This is a genomic window from Bradyrhizobium sp. WSM1743 (assembly GCF_000473065.1).
Classification (GTDB): domain Bacteria; phylum Pseudomonadota; class Alphaproteobacteria; order Rhizobiales; family Xanthobacteraceae; genus Bradyrhizobium.
Map to the genome: position 1 here is coordinate 156,345 of NZ_AXAZ01000002.1, position 14,261 is coordinate 170,605.

At 57.7% G+C, this 14,261-nt stretch carries 18 protein-coding genes; 1 reads left to right on the plus strand and 17 read right to left on the minus strand.

Annotated features, from left to right (window positions below; translation table 11 throughout):
* Positions 1–20: 20 nt before the first annotated feature.
* The 9 genes from YU9_RS0102940 to YU9_RS0102975 form a co-directional block, all read right to left on the minus strand.
* Positions 21–380, minus strand: a complete 360-nt coding sequence (locus tag YU9_RS0102940; RefSeq protein ID WP_027571417.1) for a DUF3024 domain-containing protein — start codon at positions 378–380, stop codon at positions 21–23.
* A gap of 14 nt (positions 381–394) precedes the next feature.
* Positions 395–634, minus strand: a complete 240-nt coding sequence (locus tag YU9_RS0102945) for a nitrogen fixation protein NifZ (RefSeq protein WP_027571418.1) — start codon at positions 632–634, stop codon at positions 395–397.
* Positions 631–945, minus strand: a complete 315-nt coding sequence (locus YU9_RS0102950; protein ID WP_027571419.1) for a nitrogen fixation protein NifZ — start codon at positions 943–945, stop codon at positions 631–633. The genes YU9_RS0102945 and YU9_RS0102950 overlap by 4 nt, the downstream gene beginning before the upstream one ends.
* Before the next feature lie 234 nt (positions 946–1,179).
* Positions 1,180–1,419 carry a 4Fe-4S binding protein gene (locus tag YU9_RS40800; RefSeq protein WP_036016866.1) on the minus strand — a complete coding sequence of 80 codons (240 nt, stop codon included), beginning with the start codon at positions 1,417–1,419 and terminating at the stop codon, positions 1,180–1,182.
* 10 nt (positions 1,420–1,429) lie between these two features.
* Positions 1,430–2,977, minus strand: coding sequence for a nitrogenase cofactor biosynthesis protein NifB (nifB, locus tag YU9_RS0102955; RefSeq protein WP_027571420.1), 1,548 nt, complete (start codon positions 2,975–2,977; stop codon positions 1,430–1,432).
* Positions 2,978–4,171: 1,194 nt separating this feature from the next.
* Positions 4,172–4,396, minus strand: coding sequence for a putative nitrogen fixation protein NifT (gene nifT / locus YU9_RS0102960; protein ID WP_027571421.1), 225 nt, complete (start codon positions 4,394–4,396; stop codon positions 4,172–4,174).
* On the minus strand, positions 4,393–5,574 hold the full coding sequence (gene nifS / locus YU9_RS0102965) for a cysteine desulfurase NifS (protein ID WP_027571422.1): 1,182 nt from the start codon (positions 5,572–5,574) through the stop codon (positions 4,393–4,395). The genes nifT and nifS overlap by 4 nt, the downstream gene beginning before the upstream one ends.
* A complete protein-coding gene (locus tag YU9_RS0102970; RefSeq protein ID WP_027571423.1) occupies positions 5,571–5,861 on the minus strand; it encodes a NifU family protein in 291 nt (96 codons plus the stop codon). The genes nifS and YU9_RS0102970 overlap by 4 nt, the downstream gene beginning before the upstream one ends.
* Positions 5,862–5,901: 40 nt before the next feature.
* Positions 5,902–6,222, minus strand: a complete 321-nt coding sequence (locus YU9_RS0102975; RefSeq protein ID WP_027571424.1) for an iron-sulfur cluster assembly accessory protein — start codon at positions 6,220–6,222, stop codon at positions 5,902–5,904.
* Between the two features lie 263 nt (positions 6,223–6,485).
* On the opposite strand from YU9_RS0102975, the gene YU9_RS0102980 reads away from it, so the two are divergent.
* Positions 6,486–7,076: a hypothetical protein gene (locus YU9_RS0102980; RefSeq protein WP_027571425.1), complete on the plus strand. Its 591-nt coding sequence runs from the start codon at positions 6,486–6,488 to the stop codon at positions 7,074–7,076.
* Positions 7,077–7,083: 7 nt separating this feature from the next.
* Here YU9_RS0102980 and YU9_RS0102985 read toward each other — a convergent pair whose 3' ends face one another.
* From YU9_RS0102985 to nifK, 8 genes are all read right to left on the minus strand, one after another.
* On the minus strand, positions 7,084–7,479 hold the full coding sequence (locus YU9_RS0102985) for a Rieske 2Fe-2S domain-containing protein (protein WP_027571426.1): 396 nt from the start codon (positions 7,477–7,479) through the stop codon (positions 7,084–7,086).
* 618 nt (positions 7,480–8,097) lie between these two features.
* A complete protein-coding gene (gene fdxB / locus YU9_RS0102990; RefSeq protein WP_027571427.1) occupies positions 8,098–8,397 on the minus strand; it encodes a ferredoxin III, nif-specific in 300 nt (99 codons plus the stop codon).
* Positions 8,398–8,412: 15 nt separating this feature from the next.
* The gene (locus YU9_RS0102995) at positions 8,413–8,613 is read right to left on the minus strand and encodes a CCE_0567 family metalloprotein (RefSeq protein ID WP_027571428.1); all 201 of its coding nucleotides are present in this window, start codon (positions 8,611–8,613) and stop codon (positions 8,413–8,415) included.
* Positions 8,610–9,086: a NifX-associated nitrogen fixation protein gene (locus YU9_RS0103000; RefSeq protein WP_027571429.1), complete on the minus strand. Its 477-nt coding sequence runs from the start codon at positions 9,084–9,086 to the stop codon at positions 8,610–8,612. Before YU9_RS0103000 ends, YU9_RS0102995 begins: the two co-directional genes overlap by 4 nt.
* Before the next feature lie 6 nt (positions 9,087–9,092).
* A complete protein-coding gene (gene nifX, locus YU9_RS0103005; RefSeq protein ID WP_027571430.1) occupies positions 9,093–9,488 on the minus strand; it encodes a nitrogen fixation protein NifX in 396 nt (131 codons plus the stop codon).
* Positions 9,485–10,891, minus strand: coding sequence for a nitrogenase iron-molybdenum cofactor biosynthesis protein NifN (gene nifN, locus YU9_RS0103010; RefSeq protein ID WP_027571431.1), 1,407 nt, complete (start codon positions 10,889–10,891; stop codon positions 9,485–9,487). The genes nifX and nifN overlap by 4 nt, the downstream gene beginning before the upstream one ends.
* Before the next feature lie 9 nt (positions 10,892–10,900).
* A complete protein-coding gene (gene nifE, locus YU9_RS0103015) occupies positions 10,901–12,547 on the minus strand; it encodes a nitrogenase iron-molybdenum cofactor biosynthesis protein NifE (RefSeq protein WP_027571432.1) in 1,647 nt (548 codons plus the stop codon).
* 96 nt (positions 12,548–12,643) lie between these two features.
* On the minus strand, positions 12,644–14,200 hold the full coding sequence (gene nifK / locus YU9_RS0103020; RefSeq protein WP_027571433.1) for a nitrogenase molybdenum-iron protein subunit beta: 1,557 nt from the start codon (positions 14,198–14,200) through the stop codon (positions 12,644–12,646).
* Positions 14,201–14,261 lie beyond the last annotated feature (61 nt).

Consider the following 14,261-nt stretch of genomic DNA (forward strand, 5'->3'; position numbering starts at 1 on the left):
TGACTCATCAAAGGCGGGTGTCATTGCCAGAACAGACGCTCCGGATCCGCATTCAATTCGTCGATTGCAGAAGTCAACCGATGGTAAAGGCTGTAGAATTCCCAGATTCCTCGCGCGTGGTTCTTGCGAAATAGCTTCCATATCCCGCTCACGGCATCATAATGGATCAGTGCGACATCGATGAGAGCGCCATCCTTGTCGATGTTGCGCGAGCAACAGGGGCTCTCGACGAGGTAGCCGCCCCTCACCGGCGTCACGTTCGGCGAGACGTAGAGATAGCGCTTGCGTGAGCTCAAGCCGCGCTCGATCCGTTTGCGATCGAGCTCGTTGGGGTGAGGCACCAGCCCGGCCCTTACCGTTCTCATCAGCGCGGCATTCATGGCGAAGCCTCCGTTCAGAGCACTGTGATTTCTTCTTCAAGACAGCCGATGAGCATCTGCTCACCAAAATCGACAATATAGATCGGCACGTTCGCTTCGGTATGGATCGCGACATTGATGATCTCGCCGGTCGCTCCTGCAGCAAGTAAGACTCCCTCGGGCTCCGCATCGGGATATGAGTTGTCGTTGATGAGGTCGACTGCGGTTTTGACCCGCTGGCCCCGCCGATATTTCGGAACGCCGGGCTGAGTCATGACTCCTCCGGTAAAGGCAGATCATCAATCTCCTCGCAGGCGTGCACCGGCTCTAGTTCCTTGCGCTTCATGCCAACGCGGTAGCCGCTTTCCAGAAACTCAACGCCGTAGATGTAGAATTGCTGCAGGAACGTGCCGATCGAGACGACGTAACCCACCTCCCCCTTCTTGACTAAGACCTCGCCAATCTCTTTGCCGCGATAGGTGCCATCATTGCGGATGGTGCGATTGGCTCGCAGCTTTTGGCCAAAGCTGAAGGCAGGCGGGTCGCTGAGCTCGACGACGTCGCTGTCGCGAACAATGCTGTTCATGTACCGCTCCTCCTGCATCGCTTCTTCGTAGAGATGTAGAGAGTCGCCTCGCCCACAGCAGCGTGGTCAGTCTCATCGACGATAGCAGCGCTGGGTGGGAAGGCCACTCTCGGACTCGCGAAGCGCCTTTGGGCAGCCGCGCAGGATGAAATGCCGCCAGGGCCGTGCTGCCGTCGCCGCCAACGCGCAGCACGACGCCTGCGACGTTCTCAGCACCAGCTCTTGGGAGGCCGTTCATGGGGCGCACGCTTTAGGCTGCGGCTGGTAGCGAGGCAAGGACGTGTCAACCACGCAGGTATTGTCGACCGGACAGGCGGCGGCACATTGCGGCTCGTCGAAATGACCAACACATTCAGTGCATTTCGCAGCTTCAATGACAAAGCTGCCCCCCTTCTCCGAGATAGCAACGTTCGGGCATAAGGGTTCGCAGGCCGAGCAGCTCGTACACTGCGAGGCGATGATCTTGAATGGCACATATTCCCCCTTACCCTGCAGAGATCAGAGATCCTTGCCGGATCGCGGCGTCACCACGCTGCACGTGCTGGATCTCCCCGCGTTTCACCTTGTCCAGATAGGATCTGAACCAGGCGATCGCGGACTTCTCAATGAACTCATGGGCGTATTGATCGACCGGCTCGATTCCCGCCTTGATCAGATTACTTTTCGGGCAGCCGCCGATCTTGGAGACGAAGACCGCATGGCAGTCACGGATGCCGCGCATGATGGCGGAAAGCCTGTCCTCCTCGCCATAACCGCCCTGGCAGTAAACGTCCACGCGGCGGTGGCCGACGAATTTGGCGCCGGATGTAGAAAGTTCGTAGACCTGGAATTCCTTTGCATGCCCAAAGTGTTCGTTGATCAACCCCGAGCCCTTGGTTGCGACGGCAACTAAAAGAGTGATCGCGCTCATCTCTCCGGCAAATTCCGCACGCTCATTTTGGGCGGCCGCGACTTTAGCGGCGCGCTCATGCTCTACTCTGACCTGATATGCCCTGCGCATCTCTAGGTCATATTGGACGTCCATTTTCATGACCTGATCGGTGGTGAACTCTGCCCTGCGGTCCTCCCCGAGTAGCCCGACCGCATCGGCGCGGCACTGGCGACAATGCCGCATCATTTTTATCTCTCCTTCACAAGCATCTTGCAGCGCCTTCAATTCTTGCGCCGTCGGTCCGCGCTGACCGTTGAGGCCAAATACTGTGCCGTGCTCGGGCGCGGAGATCAGCGGCATGATATTGTGAAGGAAGGCACCGCGCGACTTCACCGCCTTATTGACCTCGATCAGGTGGTCATCGTTGATGTTTGGGATCAGCACCGAGTTGACCTTGCACAGGATACCTCGTTCGCTAAGCATCTCGAGACCTTGCAGCTGGCGATCGGTGAGTATCCTTGCCGCGTCAATGCCGGTGTAGCGCTTGTGGTTGAAGAAGATCCATGGATAGATCTTGGCGCCGATTTCGGGATCGATCATGTTAATGGTGATGGTGACGTGGTCAATTTTCGACTTGGCGATGGTATCAATATGGTCCGGCAGGGCCAGTCCGTTGGTTGACAGACACAGCTTGATGTCGGGAGCCGCCTCGGCAACCAGCTCGAACGTCTTGAACGTCTTTGCTGGATTGGCCAAGGGATCGCCGGGACCAGCGATGCCAAGCACTGTCATCTGCGGAATGGTGGTCGCGACCGCAAGCACTTTTCTAACCGCCTGCTCAGGGGTGAGCTTCTCGCTCACCACACCTGGACGCGATTCGTTGGCGCAGTCGTATTTTCGGTTGCAGTAGTTGCACTGGATGTTGCAGGCAGGCGCGACCGCGACATGCATGCGGGCGTAATGATGATGCGCTTCTTCGCTGTAGCAGGGATGGTTCTTGACCTTTTCCCAGATTTCGGTCGGCAGATCGCCTTGGCCTGCCTCCGAGCCGCAGCTCGCCTGCGCGGACTTGGCCGAAGCGCGGCAGGCGGCGGACTGCATCATCCTGCCGTTATCCACTGCAGCTTTGACATGCTTTCCGCGTTCCACGACCGCATTCATCTTAAATTTTTCCCTGCAGGCATCATCGGCCACCGAGGACCATCCGTGAGCGAGCCTCAAGGAGCTGAGTAGCAACTTGCATGCCATGGCGGAGACGACGAAATTGCAACCATACGCCAAAGAGTTAGCGGAAACGATCGTCGCTGGCGCATGAAAGAACAGCAATGATGCACTTGTCGACGATGCGACAGATACGTCGTCATTCTCACGCAGAGCTCCATGGCTTGCGTATTCATTCTCGCGCTAAGCTCGCCGGAACCCGGCCCCATCTGAACTGGTTTTCTCGCGTTGCGGCTCTCACAACATGCCAATACGAGTTGGGGGATCCCGGTTTCGCAAGGCCACCAATGGGTGAGCAGTATCTCAACCGCGCAACGGAGCCAGATCGCAAGCGGTGTCAGGCCTTGCTCGAGTAAAAAGCGGAGCTCGTTGCGAGAGAGCGCGTCCGGATCAACGATGGCATAGTGGGTGTGGGCCGAGCGCTTGATGATCTGCCTCGCATAGCTAGGCAACAGCTGTTCGTTAAGCGACAGCCGATCAAGAGAAAGGTCTCTCCGGTTCACCTTTCCTTGATGATGAATGTCGATTTCGGTCAACGCCCTCGACGTAGTCCGCGTTGGAGATAAGGAAGTTGTTGGCCGGCTGCACGCTGCCATGCGACTTGTACAGCACCCCCCGTCGCCCAGCTGACGGTCACGGCACTGCCGACCTCTCGGCCAAGTAGATCGTAAAAGCGATACCAGCGATTTTCGCCAATGCCGACGCGGGTGATACGGTGATACCTTGCACTTCGCCCCATCGATCGCGCTACCGAGCGCCGCGAGCGTGGCGGCATAATACCAGACGTCGACCATGACTGGCAGCGATAGGGACCCAAGATAGTGGTGCAAAAGCGTCGGCTCGACTGGCCGAGCGAAAGCCTGCGTCATCAATGCCGTCACGGTGGAGCGATCTTTGTTGATCTCGACATGTTGCGCCGACGCCCACGCATTGCCCTAGCCCGCCGCGGCAGCGCAACCTCGCTCGAAGAATCCGGCCAACGCCTCCGGTGTGGTCGGCATATCGGATCTGCACAATTCGGCGAGGCCAGGACCGAGGTGGGGAACAATGCTCGCGGCCTTCAGCGCGGCAGCGGTTCCACGAGCGTGGCTTTGTGTCGGCCGCATCGACAAAGTCGATCTGCGGGGGCGCCTTTCACGGATCGTCCCCGTTCTCGCCCCGTTTTTTAGCGTTGATTGTAATCGGTAGCCGTGTGTCGCTCGCCATCTCGGGCAAATCGAGTACCCAGCCATTAGCTACTTTGATCCAGCCGCCCCATAGCGTTTCGTGCTCGGATTCCACGATTGGCTCTTCGAGATCCTTTTTTGGCACGTAGATCGACAGGCCCGCGTCCGGAGACCGGCGGATCATGATTTTCACGAGGTCAGCTCCCTGGCTGTGACGCAGGAGGTGGCGCGCAGGCGAGCCACGATTTCGGACACTGCGCACACGACCTCATCGACCTCCGCGAAGGAGGTTTCACGCGACAGAGAAAAGCGCACCGCGCCACGGATCCGGCACGCCGGCACGTCCATGGCACGCAGAACATGCGATGGCTGCATTGAGCCGGAATTGCAGGCTGATCCGAGGGACACGGCAATACCCGCCAAATTGAGATGGTGCGCGATGGCTTCGCCTTCAAGATGATCGAAGGCAATGAGGGCCGTGTTCGCTAATCGATTGCCGATATCGCCGAGCGCAACGCACTCGCCATTGTGTAAAATTCCCTGCTCAAGCCGATCGCGCAACCCGCCAATGCGAACGCGCTCCGGTTCGAGCCGCTCCGCCGCAAGCTCGGCAGCCTTTCCCAGGCCGACAATGCCGGGAATATTCTCGGTCCCGCCGCGGCGCCCTCGTTCCTGTGATCCGCCGCAGATCAGCGGCTGGAATTTTGTCCCTTTGCGCAAATATAGCGCGCCAATCCCCTTGGGGCCGTGCAGTTTGTGCCCGGACAGCGACAGCATGTCGATCGCACTGTCCTTTAGGTTCACTCGCACCTTACCGATGGCCTGGACTGCATCTGTGTGAAACAGCGCGCCCGCCTCACGGCTCAACCCTGCCAGAAACTCCACAGGAAACATCGTTCCGGTCTCGTTGTTCGCCCACATAACCGAGGCAATCGCTGTGCGTGGCCCGAGCGCGCGGCGAAACGCCTCGATGTCGAGCCGGCCGCGGGAATCTACAGGTACGATGTGCGTCTTGACTCCTCTTGTCGCCAATTGCTCGGTTAGCGCAAGAACGGCAGGGTGCTCTACCGAGGTGGTGACGATCTCGTCCCGGTCTTCCTGCGTCGCAAGCGCAGAGAGGACCGCGGCATTATTGGCCTCGGTTCCCCCCGAGGTAAAAACGATTTCATGATCATGTGCGTTCCCTAGCAGGCCCCGCAAGCTACGCCGGGCCTGCCTCACAGCGACCGCGACCTCGCTGCCAAAGGCATGCGTGGACGAGGCATTGCCGAATCGCTCGGTGAAGAACGGCAACATGGCTTGCACGATGGATGGATCGGTCCGCGTCGTTGCATTGTTATCGAGGTAAATCGGCACTCGATTTCCGCTCACTCCACTGCCTCGCCTACAGCAGCAACGGGGATCAGGCGAACCAATTCGCCGAGTTTATCGACCAGCCGCGCCTGAATGCCTTTCAGCGTTATCCTCGAAAGCTTACACAACGTGCAGGCAACGGTCCACCTAACCATGACCCTGCTGTCATCGATCCCGATCAGGTGGCAGTCGACACCGTCGCGTTGCAGATTGGATCGGATCTCTTCGATTACGCCGCTAATGCGACGCTTTCGGTCTGTCGCAGTGGATAACGATTGCCTCAGTTGTTCTGGTTCGGCCGGCATGCTTCGATGTCTCATCCTCATCAGCTGAACGATTTTTTTATCAGCTGAAAGATTTTCCGCAGGAGCAGTTCGCGGTGGCGTTCGGGTTGTGAAAGGTAAAGCCAGAACTCTCCAGTGCCATCACGAAATCGATGGTCGTGCCTACCAGATGCTCACGGCTCTTTTTATCGACGAACACCTTCAGCCCGTCGCATTCGATCACGGTGTCGTCAGGCTTCGGTTCCTCGGCCAGGCCCATCTTGTATTTGAATCCGTTGCAGCCGCCTGCTTCGATCATGACGCGCAGACCGCTGGTCGGGCGCGCCGACGACGAAATCGCGCTCTTGATTGCATTCACTGCGCTGTCCGTCAGGTTGATCACGGCTTTCCCTCATCAGCTTGGATCTAGCTGCTAAGGGCAAGTCACGTGCCAGCGCGCAGACGCTTGATGATGCGCACTTTTTCGAATCGCGCCTGTTGGCTTTGGAACCGGTGTTGGGTTCCTGACAGAACTAGGTGCAGCCCCTCAACGCGTTTTCTTTCTAAGCTACGCTCGGGGCAGCGACGCATGCGACGGCAAGCAATTTGCATCGCATCGGGCACCGGCCAACGCGTCGGTGAAGAGCTTAGATCGAGGACGAATTAATGACTGCAATCGAGAACACCGCACTCGGCAGACTTGAGAGCGAGGGCCGCCTGCTCAATGCCGTACTCAAAGGCGGGACGACCAAGACGGGCCGGTTCGGTTTTCGCGGCGACATCGCATTAAAATTCCAGGCTCAAGTTGCGGACGAGAAACGGCCGCCGGACTATTCGATTGAGCAGGTTTTGACGATCGCGCAGGAGGGAGAAGGCACCATTCCGGTGCTGGCCGGCTACCTGCACTCATTCGCCTATCTTGCTGACGTCGCAACCGTGCTCGATGGCGCGTTGAGCCCAGATGGCAGTTACTTCATGTTCTGTAACAACATAGACTTGCTGGCGAAATACCAAACCAAGCTCGATGGTATTACCTTCCGCGTCCTACCGTGCGATGAATCCACGGTTTGGAAGGAGATGATGGACCTGGTCGGGATCAATAAGAATGACATCAAGAAGCTGGATGCGGGCGGCAAGCTCGATTACCTGCTCGATGAGGCAAAGAAACTCGATCTGGCCTACAACGAGATCTCCTACGAGGACGGGCTGAAGAGGATGGAACCGGTCAGAAATCGTAACGAGAACCGGCCAGTCTAAGCGCGGTTCATTCGTTCTGAGCCGCATCGTCTTCAACAAGGCGCACCCCGACGACACAGATATCACCATCCAGAACTGTCAACGCAATCGGCGTGAGCGCTCTACCCTTACACGGACCTTCGACGCACCGCCCAGTGCCCAGTTCGAAGGTAGAACCGTGTTTGCCGCACATCAGTCGGATACCGTATGGATCGAGGAATTGGTTCCGCTCCCAGTCCAAATTGACGCTGTTATGGGGGCATTCATTGACATAGCCAAGCACCCTTTTTCCCCAGCGCACCACAATGATGGACCACGGGCGGTGATTGCCGCCATCATCGACGACCATGAGATGGAATCCCATGGCCTGGCGGCTCGGAATGTCGTTAAAGCCGCAAACCGCATAGATCGCATCTGGCTGCATTCATCGCTCGTACATTGCAAGACGTTCTTCATTGTCGCCGTGCAATCAACCGTGCAAGAACCGTACAAGTGCCGGAACGGCTCGTGTTTCCGGAATACAACGCGCAAGCTTCACTTTTGGAGCGCACCTCATTGGCGGGGGTGCACAGTTAGACCAATTCGCACGAGCATTGAGCCTTGCTGCCCTTTCGATGCTTGGCTGGCTTTCGCGCTCCAGCCTTTCTGGACCATTTGCCGGAGGGTTAACCTCGGTGGCTGATCTTTCCTGCTCGCTCATCGCACGCTGCGGAGGGCCCGGTACATGCCCTGCGATGACGTATCCGCATCGCGACATCGCAGGTGCCGTCGCCGAAAGATGAACGATCGCTTTAAAGCGAGGGGCGCACGCGGCGAGCGTGCGCCCCTTTTAGGGAAGACCTTTACGCCCGCGCTAGGAACGGCGAAATGTCCGTTATTTCTGGCCCGCTGCTTCTGTTACAGCCACCTTATTCCATGCGCAGCCCCCTACTAAGGGCGCGCTCCAAGTAAAATGAAGCGTTATCGTCTGAGGAATCCGACCCGAACCTTCGCTCGGTATCGATACCACTGCCGTCAGCTGCTTTCGAAAGATCACTTTGGCTCATGCAGCTGCCGCTGCGGCCGAAACGTGGGTCTGGCAGTCGGCCGGGCAAACCCTGGCGCACGCACCGCAGCCGATGCAGGCACCCTGATCATTCAGAACCATGACCTTCTTTTCGATCTCATCGTCCTCGTCATTGTCGAGGTCGACAAGTTCGCCTTCCTCGTTGACTCCTTTCAAAGTCATGACATCTCGACCGCACACCTTAAAACATCGGCCGCAGCCGATGCACTTCTTGCTATTGATCGAGATCAGATATTCTGGCGTCCATTCGCGCCCATCTCGCGTAGCAAATGACATGGGTCGGGGCCTCCTTCAGGTAATTTCCATCGCCTTCAGATCACGGCTCTTGCGCTCCAGTTCGGCATAGGCATTGTACGCCTTCTGCGCCACTACCATGATCGAGGTCCAGTTGACGGGCAATTCTTCCGAAAGGTCGTGCAGATCCATCTTGGCTTGTGTCGCCTTGACGGACAGTTTCTTTAGTTCTACCTTCAGTTCTTCACGATCGCTCATGAGTATCCCCAATAGTTCGCCACGTCGGGAAATTTCCGAATCAGTTCGATTCCATCGCTGACACATTTATCGCCCTGCTGCGCGAGCTTTACCAAATTATCGAATCCGAAGCGATACACATCGCGCAGCTGCTTGTTCACGGCGATCAGACGGCCTGAGATGAGCACCATGCGGGCGAAGCCTTCATGATGCAGATCCAGAATCGGCTGGGTCATCACGCCGGTCTCCCTCTCGATCGAGAGCGCGACCGCATCGAAGAACAGCTTAAGCCGCCACAGCGTATCGGGATCGGGATCACCGATAATCGGCAATGCGCGCCGTTTCTCCTCGTCTAGAATATAGAGTTCGAGCAGATCGAGATCGCTCTTCGCCTTCCAGGCTCCGTTGGTGTCCTGAGCACGCCAAACCTTGATCAACTCCATGAGGAACGGCGCGTCGACGGCGTTCCCCTGCCGCTCTATTTTTGCAATCATATCACCTCATTCGTCGAACTCGAAGGTTCGGCGTCGGTCTTTTGCCATAGCCTTGCGTAGCCAAGGAGGTGGCGTGCCCTTCAGTACGCGCTCGAGTTTCTCGAGCAACAGCAGAATACTTTCTGGCTTGTTCACCTTGATAGGATGGATCTTGTTGGCCACCACTCGCGCAGCCCCGGCACCGCCAATGGCGGCGACATAAAGAATCGCGCAATCCTTGATCGCCTCGATCTTCGGCGCCAACTTGTCATCGTTGCCGTCCTCCTTAAGATCGCCCTCAAACTCAATCGCCTTGAGAAACACGTGACCGCCAGGCGTGACATCGTAGATTGCGATATTCTTTGCCCAACCAAAATGGGCATCGACGCGTTTCAGGTCCTGAGTGGCAAACGCGACCTTCATGCAATCGCCCCCTCATCTGCGCCGATCGGACCGCGATACCCCGAGTATGGTGGCAGCCCGGCCGCAGTCCGCCATTTGTCGGGCGTAGGCTGATCGTTCTCCTCGCGGTGCGCGATCACGAGATTGGCGATGTCGAAGATCAGATTGCGGGTACCACGATAGCCCACGGATAGTTGGTGTCCCGCACCAAGTCGATCGAACATCGGAAAACCCGTACGATAGAACGGGACTTTCAGCCGAGCCGCCGCTTGCCTGCCATGCGAATGCGTGATCAGCAGGTCGCAATGCCTTGTTTTGGCAAGCCCTTCCAGATCCTCAAGATCGCCAATGAGTACCTCCTTGGTCTTGATCCGCTCGATCACCCCCGACTGAGTGGTCGTCACGGCCGCGGTCACCTGCGCGCCCATGTCGTGCAGCATGCCGGACAGATCGAACAGGAGGTCTGGCTCAGCGCCGATCGCAACTTTGCGACCACCAATATGGAAATGCGCGTCCAGCATTGCGTCGGCGAGCTGACCGCGCTGGCGCCGATACTTCAGCGGTATGGGGCGGCCGCTGATCTCGCTCAAGAACGTCATGAATTCGTCGTTCGGACACAGACCACACAGCCGCTCGAAGACACGAAAAGGCGCGCCGGTCTTGCCCTGCATCACCTCTGCCGCGCGCTGCATCTGCGCACCGATTGCAATTGTCCACCCGGCGCGGCCCATGCTCGCAATTTCGTCGACGCCGATGCCGCCGATGGTCGTTGGCGTAAACTCATCGGGGATATGTCCATCGAGCGATCCCGCGAGATCAGGGAGGAACGACGGGCACAACCCGAAATCCTCCAGTATTACACGGAGTTCATCAAGGTCGCCGGGCGTGAGGTGACATCCCGGCAGAACATTCACCTTCGATGGATCCCGCAGGCCGTTGGCGTTGGGCTCCACCAGCACCTCCACAATGCGCGCCACAGCCCTCTCCCAGCCGTCCTGGAACGCGCCCTTGAAATCAGGCGTCGAGACATACACCAGTGGCAACTTTGCGAGTTGCGGATGACTGCTCCGAATTAGCTTGAGGTAGGCATCCACATCGTCGCCGTTGGTCTCGGTGACGCCGGTCGAGCAGATTCCGATGATCTTTGGCTTGGTACGGTTATAGATGTTCAGTATCGCCTGCTCGAGATTGTCATAGCCGCCGAGTACGGTCGCGACTTCGCTCATCGCGGTGGTCTGCAGCGGTACTGCCTCTTTGAAATGCCGGACAAAGAGCGTGAGACCGAAGGATGTGCACCCCTGGGAGCCGTGCAGAAGCGGCATCGCCCCGCGCAGCCCCATGAAGGCGAATGCGCCGCCGATGGGCTGACTCATCTTCAGCGGGTTGACAGCGCAGGCTTTTGTCGGCGCCGTGACGATTGCCATGACGCCTCGCTATTCTGCGGCCTGTCGCAGGGCAGACGGCTCGGAAACCAAAATATCTTCGATGCGTCTTTGGCAGCAGCCACCGACCGCATTGGTATGCTCTCTGACCGCTGCGACGCTCTTCAGGCCGTGCGCGTAGATTGCATCCTCAATCGTGCCCAGATCGACCGTGTTACACACGCAGATCTTCGTCGCGCGGCGCTCAGTTTCGGCGAGCGCCGGATTGTCGGCGATCGTGGCCATCGGCGATCGCATCTGCTCCATCGCCTTGGCCAATGCCTCCCATGGTGCCGGTCGACGTAGCTGCTCCCACATCGGACTGGAGAGCGACTTATCTATCTCCTCCACCAGCTTGACCATTCCGACATAGCCCATATAGGCGTGGCAACGCTCCTGGTTGATATCGAGCCAGGGCATCGACGCTTTCAGCGCGACGAACTGCGACTTGCCGCCCGATAGCATGATGTCCGCTTTTGCGTCCTTCAACATCTTATACATTTCGCGCGGCGTCATGTCCTCGATCATGTGGGCATCCTGCCCCATGAGCTCCTTGATGCGCTCCTTGTCCTTCCTGGTTGATTTCTTGACGCTGGTTCCGACTAACTCAAGCCCCGCTTCTTGGAGTGCCGCGACGACCGACCATGACTTGACGCCGCCTGTAATCAACAAGGCCTTCTTGCCTTCGAATCGTGGCTTGTACGGCTCTATCGCAGCCCATGCCCACGCTTCCTCGCGCGCGATCACCGCTTCAGTGCGGCCGAGCAGATCTGTCGGGGCGCCGCGCTCAACCAATAAGCGGGCAAGCTGACGCAGCGATTCGCTCGAATCTTGAATACCGTAGAACGACCCCTCGAAGAACGGGATCCCGTAGCGTTGCTCCATCTTGCGTGCGACGTTGATCATGGACTTTGAGCACACCAACATCGCCGCCCGCGCGCGATGAGATGACGCGACTTCGCGATATTTGCCGTCCCCGGAGATGCAGGAGAGAATCCGTACTCCAAGCTCGTCTAGCAATGGCTTCACTTGCCAGAGCTCTCCCGAAAGGTTGTATTCCCCGATTAGGTTGATGTCGTACGGCGTGGTATAGTCCGGCTCTTGCGTCCCGATCACATAATCGAGCAAGGCCTCGCCGGCGAGCTTGTTACCGAGGTTCTTCGAGCCGACGAAGCCCGGCGAATTGATCGGGATCACCGGCTTTGCGAACCTTTGAGATGCTGCCTTACAGACTGCGTTGATGTCGTCGCCAATCATCGCCGGGATGCAGGTTTGATAGACGAAGATGGCGGGCGGGTCGCACTTATCGATGATCTCCTTGATCGCTTTGCAGAGCCGCTTCTCGCCTCCGAATACAATATCGGTTTCGCTCAAATCGGTTGTGAATGCGGTACGCCACAGATTCGCGCCGGACGACGCCGCGCCGCGATTGTCCCAGGAATTGCCTTCGCACGCTATCGGACCATGCACCAAGTGAGCGACGTCGGTGAACGGCTGCAACGCAATCTTGGCGCCATCGAAAGCGCAGCCGCCGGCAGCGCTACCCGGCTGCAGCTGTTTGGTGCAGCCGTTCTTGCGTTCAGCCTCCGACTTACTGCCGTTCTTGGCACAGCCCGGCTCATCGAAAATATTCTGGAGCGTGGCCGCTAGTGAACTCATCCATTTTCCTCTCAGCGCAAACAAATTGCGTGGTCAACCCTCGCGTGCTTGTGCCATCGTCGAATGCTTGGGCGATGGCACGCGCACGGTCGCTCATCAACGAATGATGTCGAAACTGTAGTCAGTTTTGCCAAGAACGTTTGTCTTCTTGTCGATCTCATCGAAGATCTTGTCCAGGATCTTCACCAGCACATTCAAGCCGCCCTGATAGCCCCATAGGGGGGAGCGGTGATGATGATGCCGATCAAAAACCGGAAAGCCGATGCGGATCAGTGGCGTTCCAGTATCGCGCTCCAGATACTTGCCATAGGTGTTGCCAATCAGAAAATCGACTGGCTCGGTGAACAGGAGTGAGCGCATGTGCCAGAGATCTCGGCCCGGATAGGCTTGGCAGCCCTGCCCAAATGGCGAGCTTGCAAGCAGTACCTGCATTTTTTCGTGCCACGCCTTGTTGCCGTTGGTGGATAGCACATGGGTCGGTTCGGCGCCGAGTTCGAGCAGAAACGCAGCCAACCCATAGCAAAGATCCGGATCGCCATAGATCGCGAACTTCTTGCCATGGATATGCGCGCTGGAGTCAGCGATCGCGTCGACCAGGCGGCCACGTTCTCGCGCGAGTTGCTCGGGAATCTCCTTGCCGCTGATGCGTGACAGCGCCAGGATAAAATCATCCGTTGCGGATAAGCCCACGGGGTAGTTGAAGGATACGACGTCCTGTCCATGCTCAGCCACGAATGGCAGCGTTTTTTCGGTGCACCACTGCTGCATGGAGATTGTCGCCTTGGCGTGAACCGCGTTGGCCGCATCTTCCAGGGTCGTGCCTCCGTCATACATCCGGAATTCGCCGTCTGTCGGAGTATCGAAAACTTCAGAATTGTCCGCTAGAATCGTGTGCTGGATGTCCATTAACGCCAAGATGCGCTTGATCTCGCGAAGGTTTCCGACGGTATAGCCATCGAACCCACCAATGATGTTGATCGCCCCGTTCTGCTTGCGCTCCAGCTTCGGCGCTGTTCCGGCCTTACCGTCCCAAAAATGCTCTAGAATGCCCTTGAGCGCATTGTCATAACCGGTAACGTGGCTGCCGACGAACGCCGGCGTGTGGGCGAATGGCACGTCGAAGTCTGCCGGAACCGAGCCTTTTTCTTTCGACGTCTTGATGAAGGCGTTGAGGTCGTCGCCGATGACCTCGGCCATGCAGGTCGTCGAGACCGCAATCATTTTGGGTTTGTACATGTTGTAGCTGTTCGCCAGCCCGTCGATCATGTTATTCAGGCCGCCGAATACGGCAGCGTCTTCCGTCATCGACGAGGAGACGCAGGAGCTAGGCTCCTTGAAGTGCCGCGACAGATGGCTGCGGTAATAAGCCACGCAACCTTGCGAGCCGTGGACGAAGGGCAGCGTGCCCTCAAAGCCAACAGAGGCGAATACGGCGCCAAGCGGCTGGCATGCCTTGGCCGGATTTACCGCTAGCGCTTCCCGCGCAAAGTTCTTTTCGCGATATTCGGACGTTTTCGTCCATTCCTTGATAAGTTCTACCTCGGCGGGATCGCGAGGATTCTCGAATATCTTTTTCTTGGCCAGCATCTGCTGGTATTCTGGACCGCGGAACAGATCGAGATGATCGAGCACGTGTTCGGCACTCTGCGCCATTGTTGAAATCCTTCACTATCGAGACTGGTGTCGCCCCGGCTTTCCCAGAGAGCGAGATGAG

Coding starts and splice junctions, on each gene's coding strand:
- nifX (WP_027571430.1), bottom strand. CDS start 9,488: ATGAAGGTCGCGTTTGCCACTCAGGACCTGAAACGCGTCGATGCCCAT.
- YU9_RS0102970 (WP_027571423.1), bottom strand. CDS start 5,861: ATGCCGGCCGAACCAGAACAACTGAGGCAATCGTTATCCACTGCGACA.
- nifB (WP_027571420.1), bottom strand. CDS start 2,977: ATGAATGCGGTCGTGGAACGCGGAAAGCATGTCAAAGCTGCAGTGGAT.
- YU9_RS0103000 (WP_027571429.1), bottom strand. CDS start 9,086: ATGATTGCAAAAATAGAGCGGCAGGGGAACGCCGTCGACGCGCCGTTC.
- nifK (WP_027571433.1), bottom strand. CDS start 14,200: ATGGCGCAGAGTGCCGAACACGTGCTCGATCATCTCGATCTGTTCCGC.
- YU9_RS0102980 (WP_027571425.1), top strand. CDS start 6,486: ATGACTGCAATCGAGAACACCGCACTCGGCAGACTTGAGAGCGAGGGC.
- fdxB (WP_027571427.1), bottom strand. CDS start 8,397: ATGTCATTTGCTACGCGAGATGGGCGCGAATGGACGCCAGAATATCTG.
- YU9_RS0102940 (WP_027571417.1), bottom strand. CDS start 380: ATGAATGCCGCGCTGATGAGAACGGTAAGGGCCGGGCTGGTGCCTCAC.
- YU9_RS0102950 (WP_027571419.1), bottom strand. CDS start 945: ATGAACAGCATTGTTCGCGACAGCGACGTCGTCGAGCTCAGCGACCCG.
- YU9_RS0102985 (WP_027571426.1), bottom strand. CDS start 7,479: ATGCAGCCAGATGCGATCTATGCGGTTTGCGGCTTTAACGACATTCCG.
- nifN (WP_027571431.1), bottom strand. CDS start 10,891: ATGGCAATCGTCACGGCGCCGACAAAAGCCTGCGCTGTCAACCCGCTG.
- nifE (WP_027571432.1), bottom strand. CDS start 12,547: ATGAGTTCACTAGCGGCCACGCTCCAGAATATTTTCGATGAGCCGGGC.
- YU9_RS0102945 (WP_027571418.1), bottom strand. CDS start 634: ATGACTCAGCCCGGCGTTCCGAAATATCGGCGGGGCCAGCGGGTCAAA.
- YU9_RS0102995 (WP_027571428.1), bottom strand. CDS start 8,613: ATGAGCGATCGTGAAGAACTGAAGGTAGAACTAAAGAAACTGTCCGTC.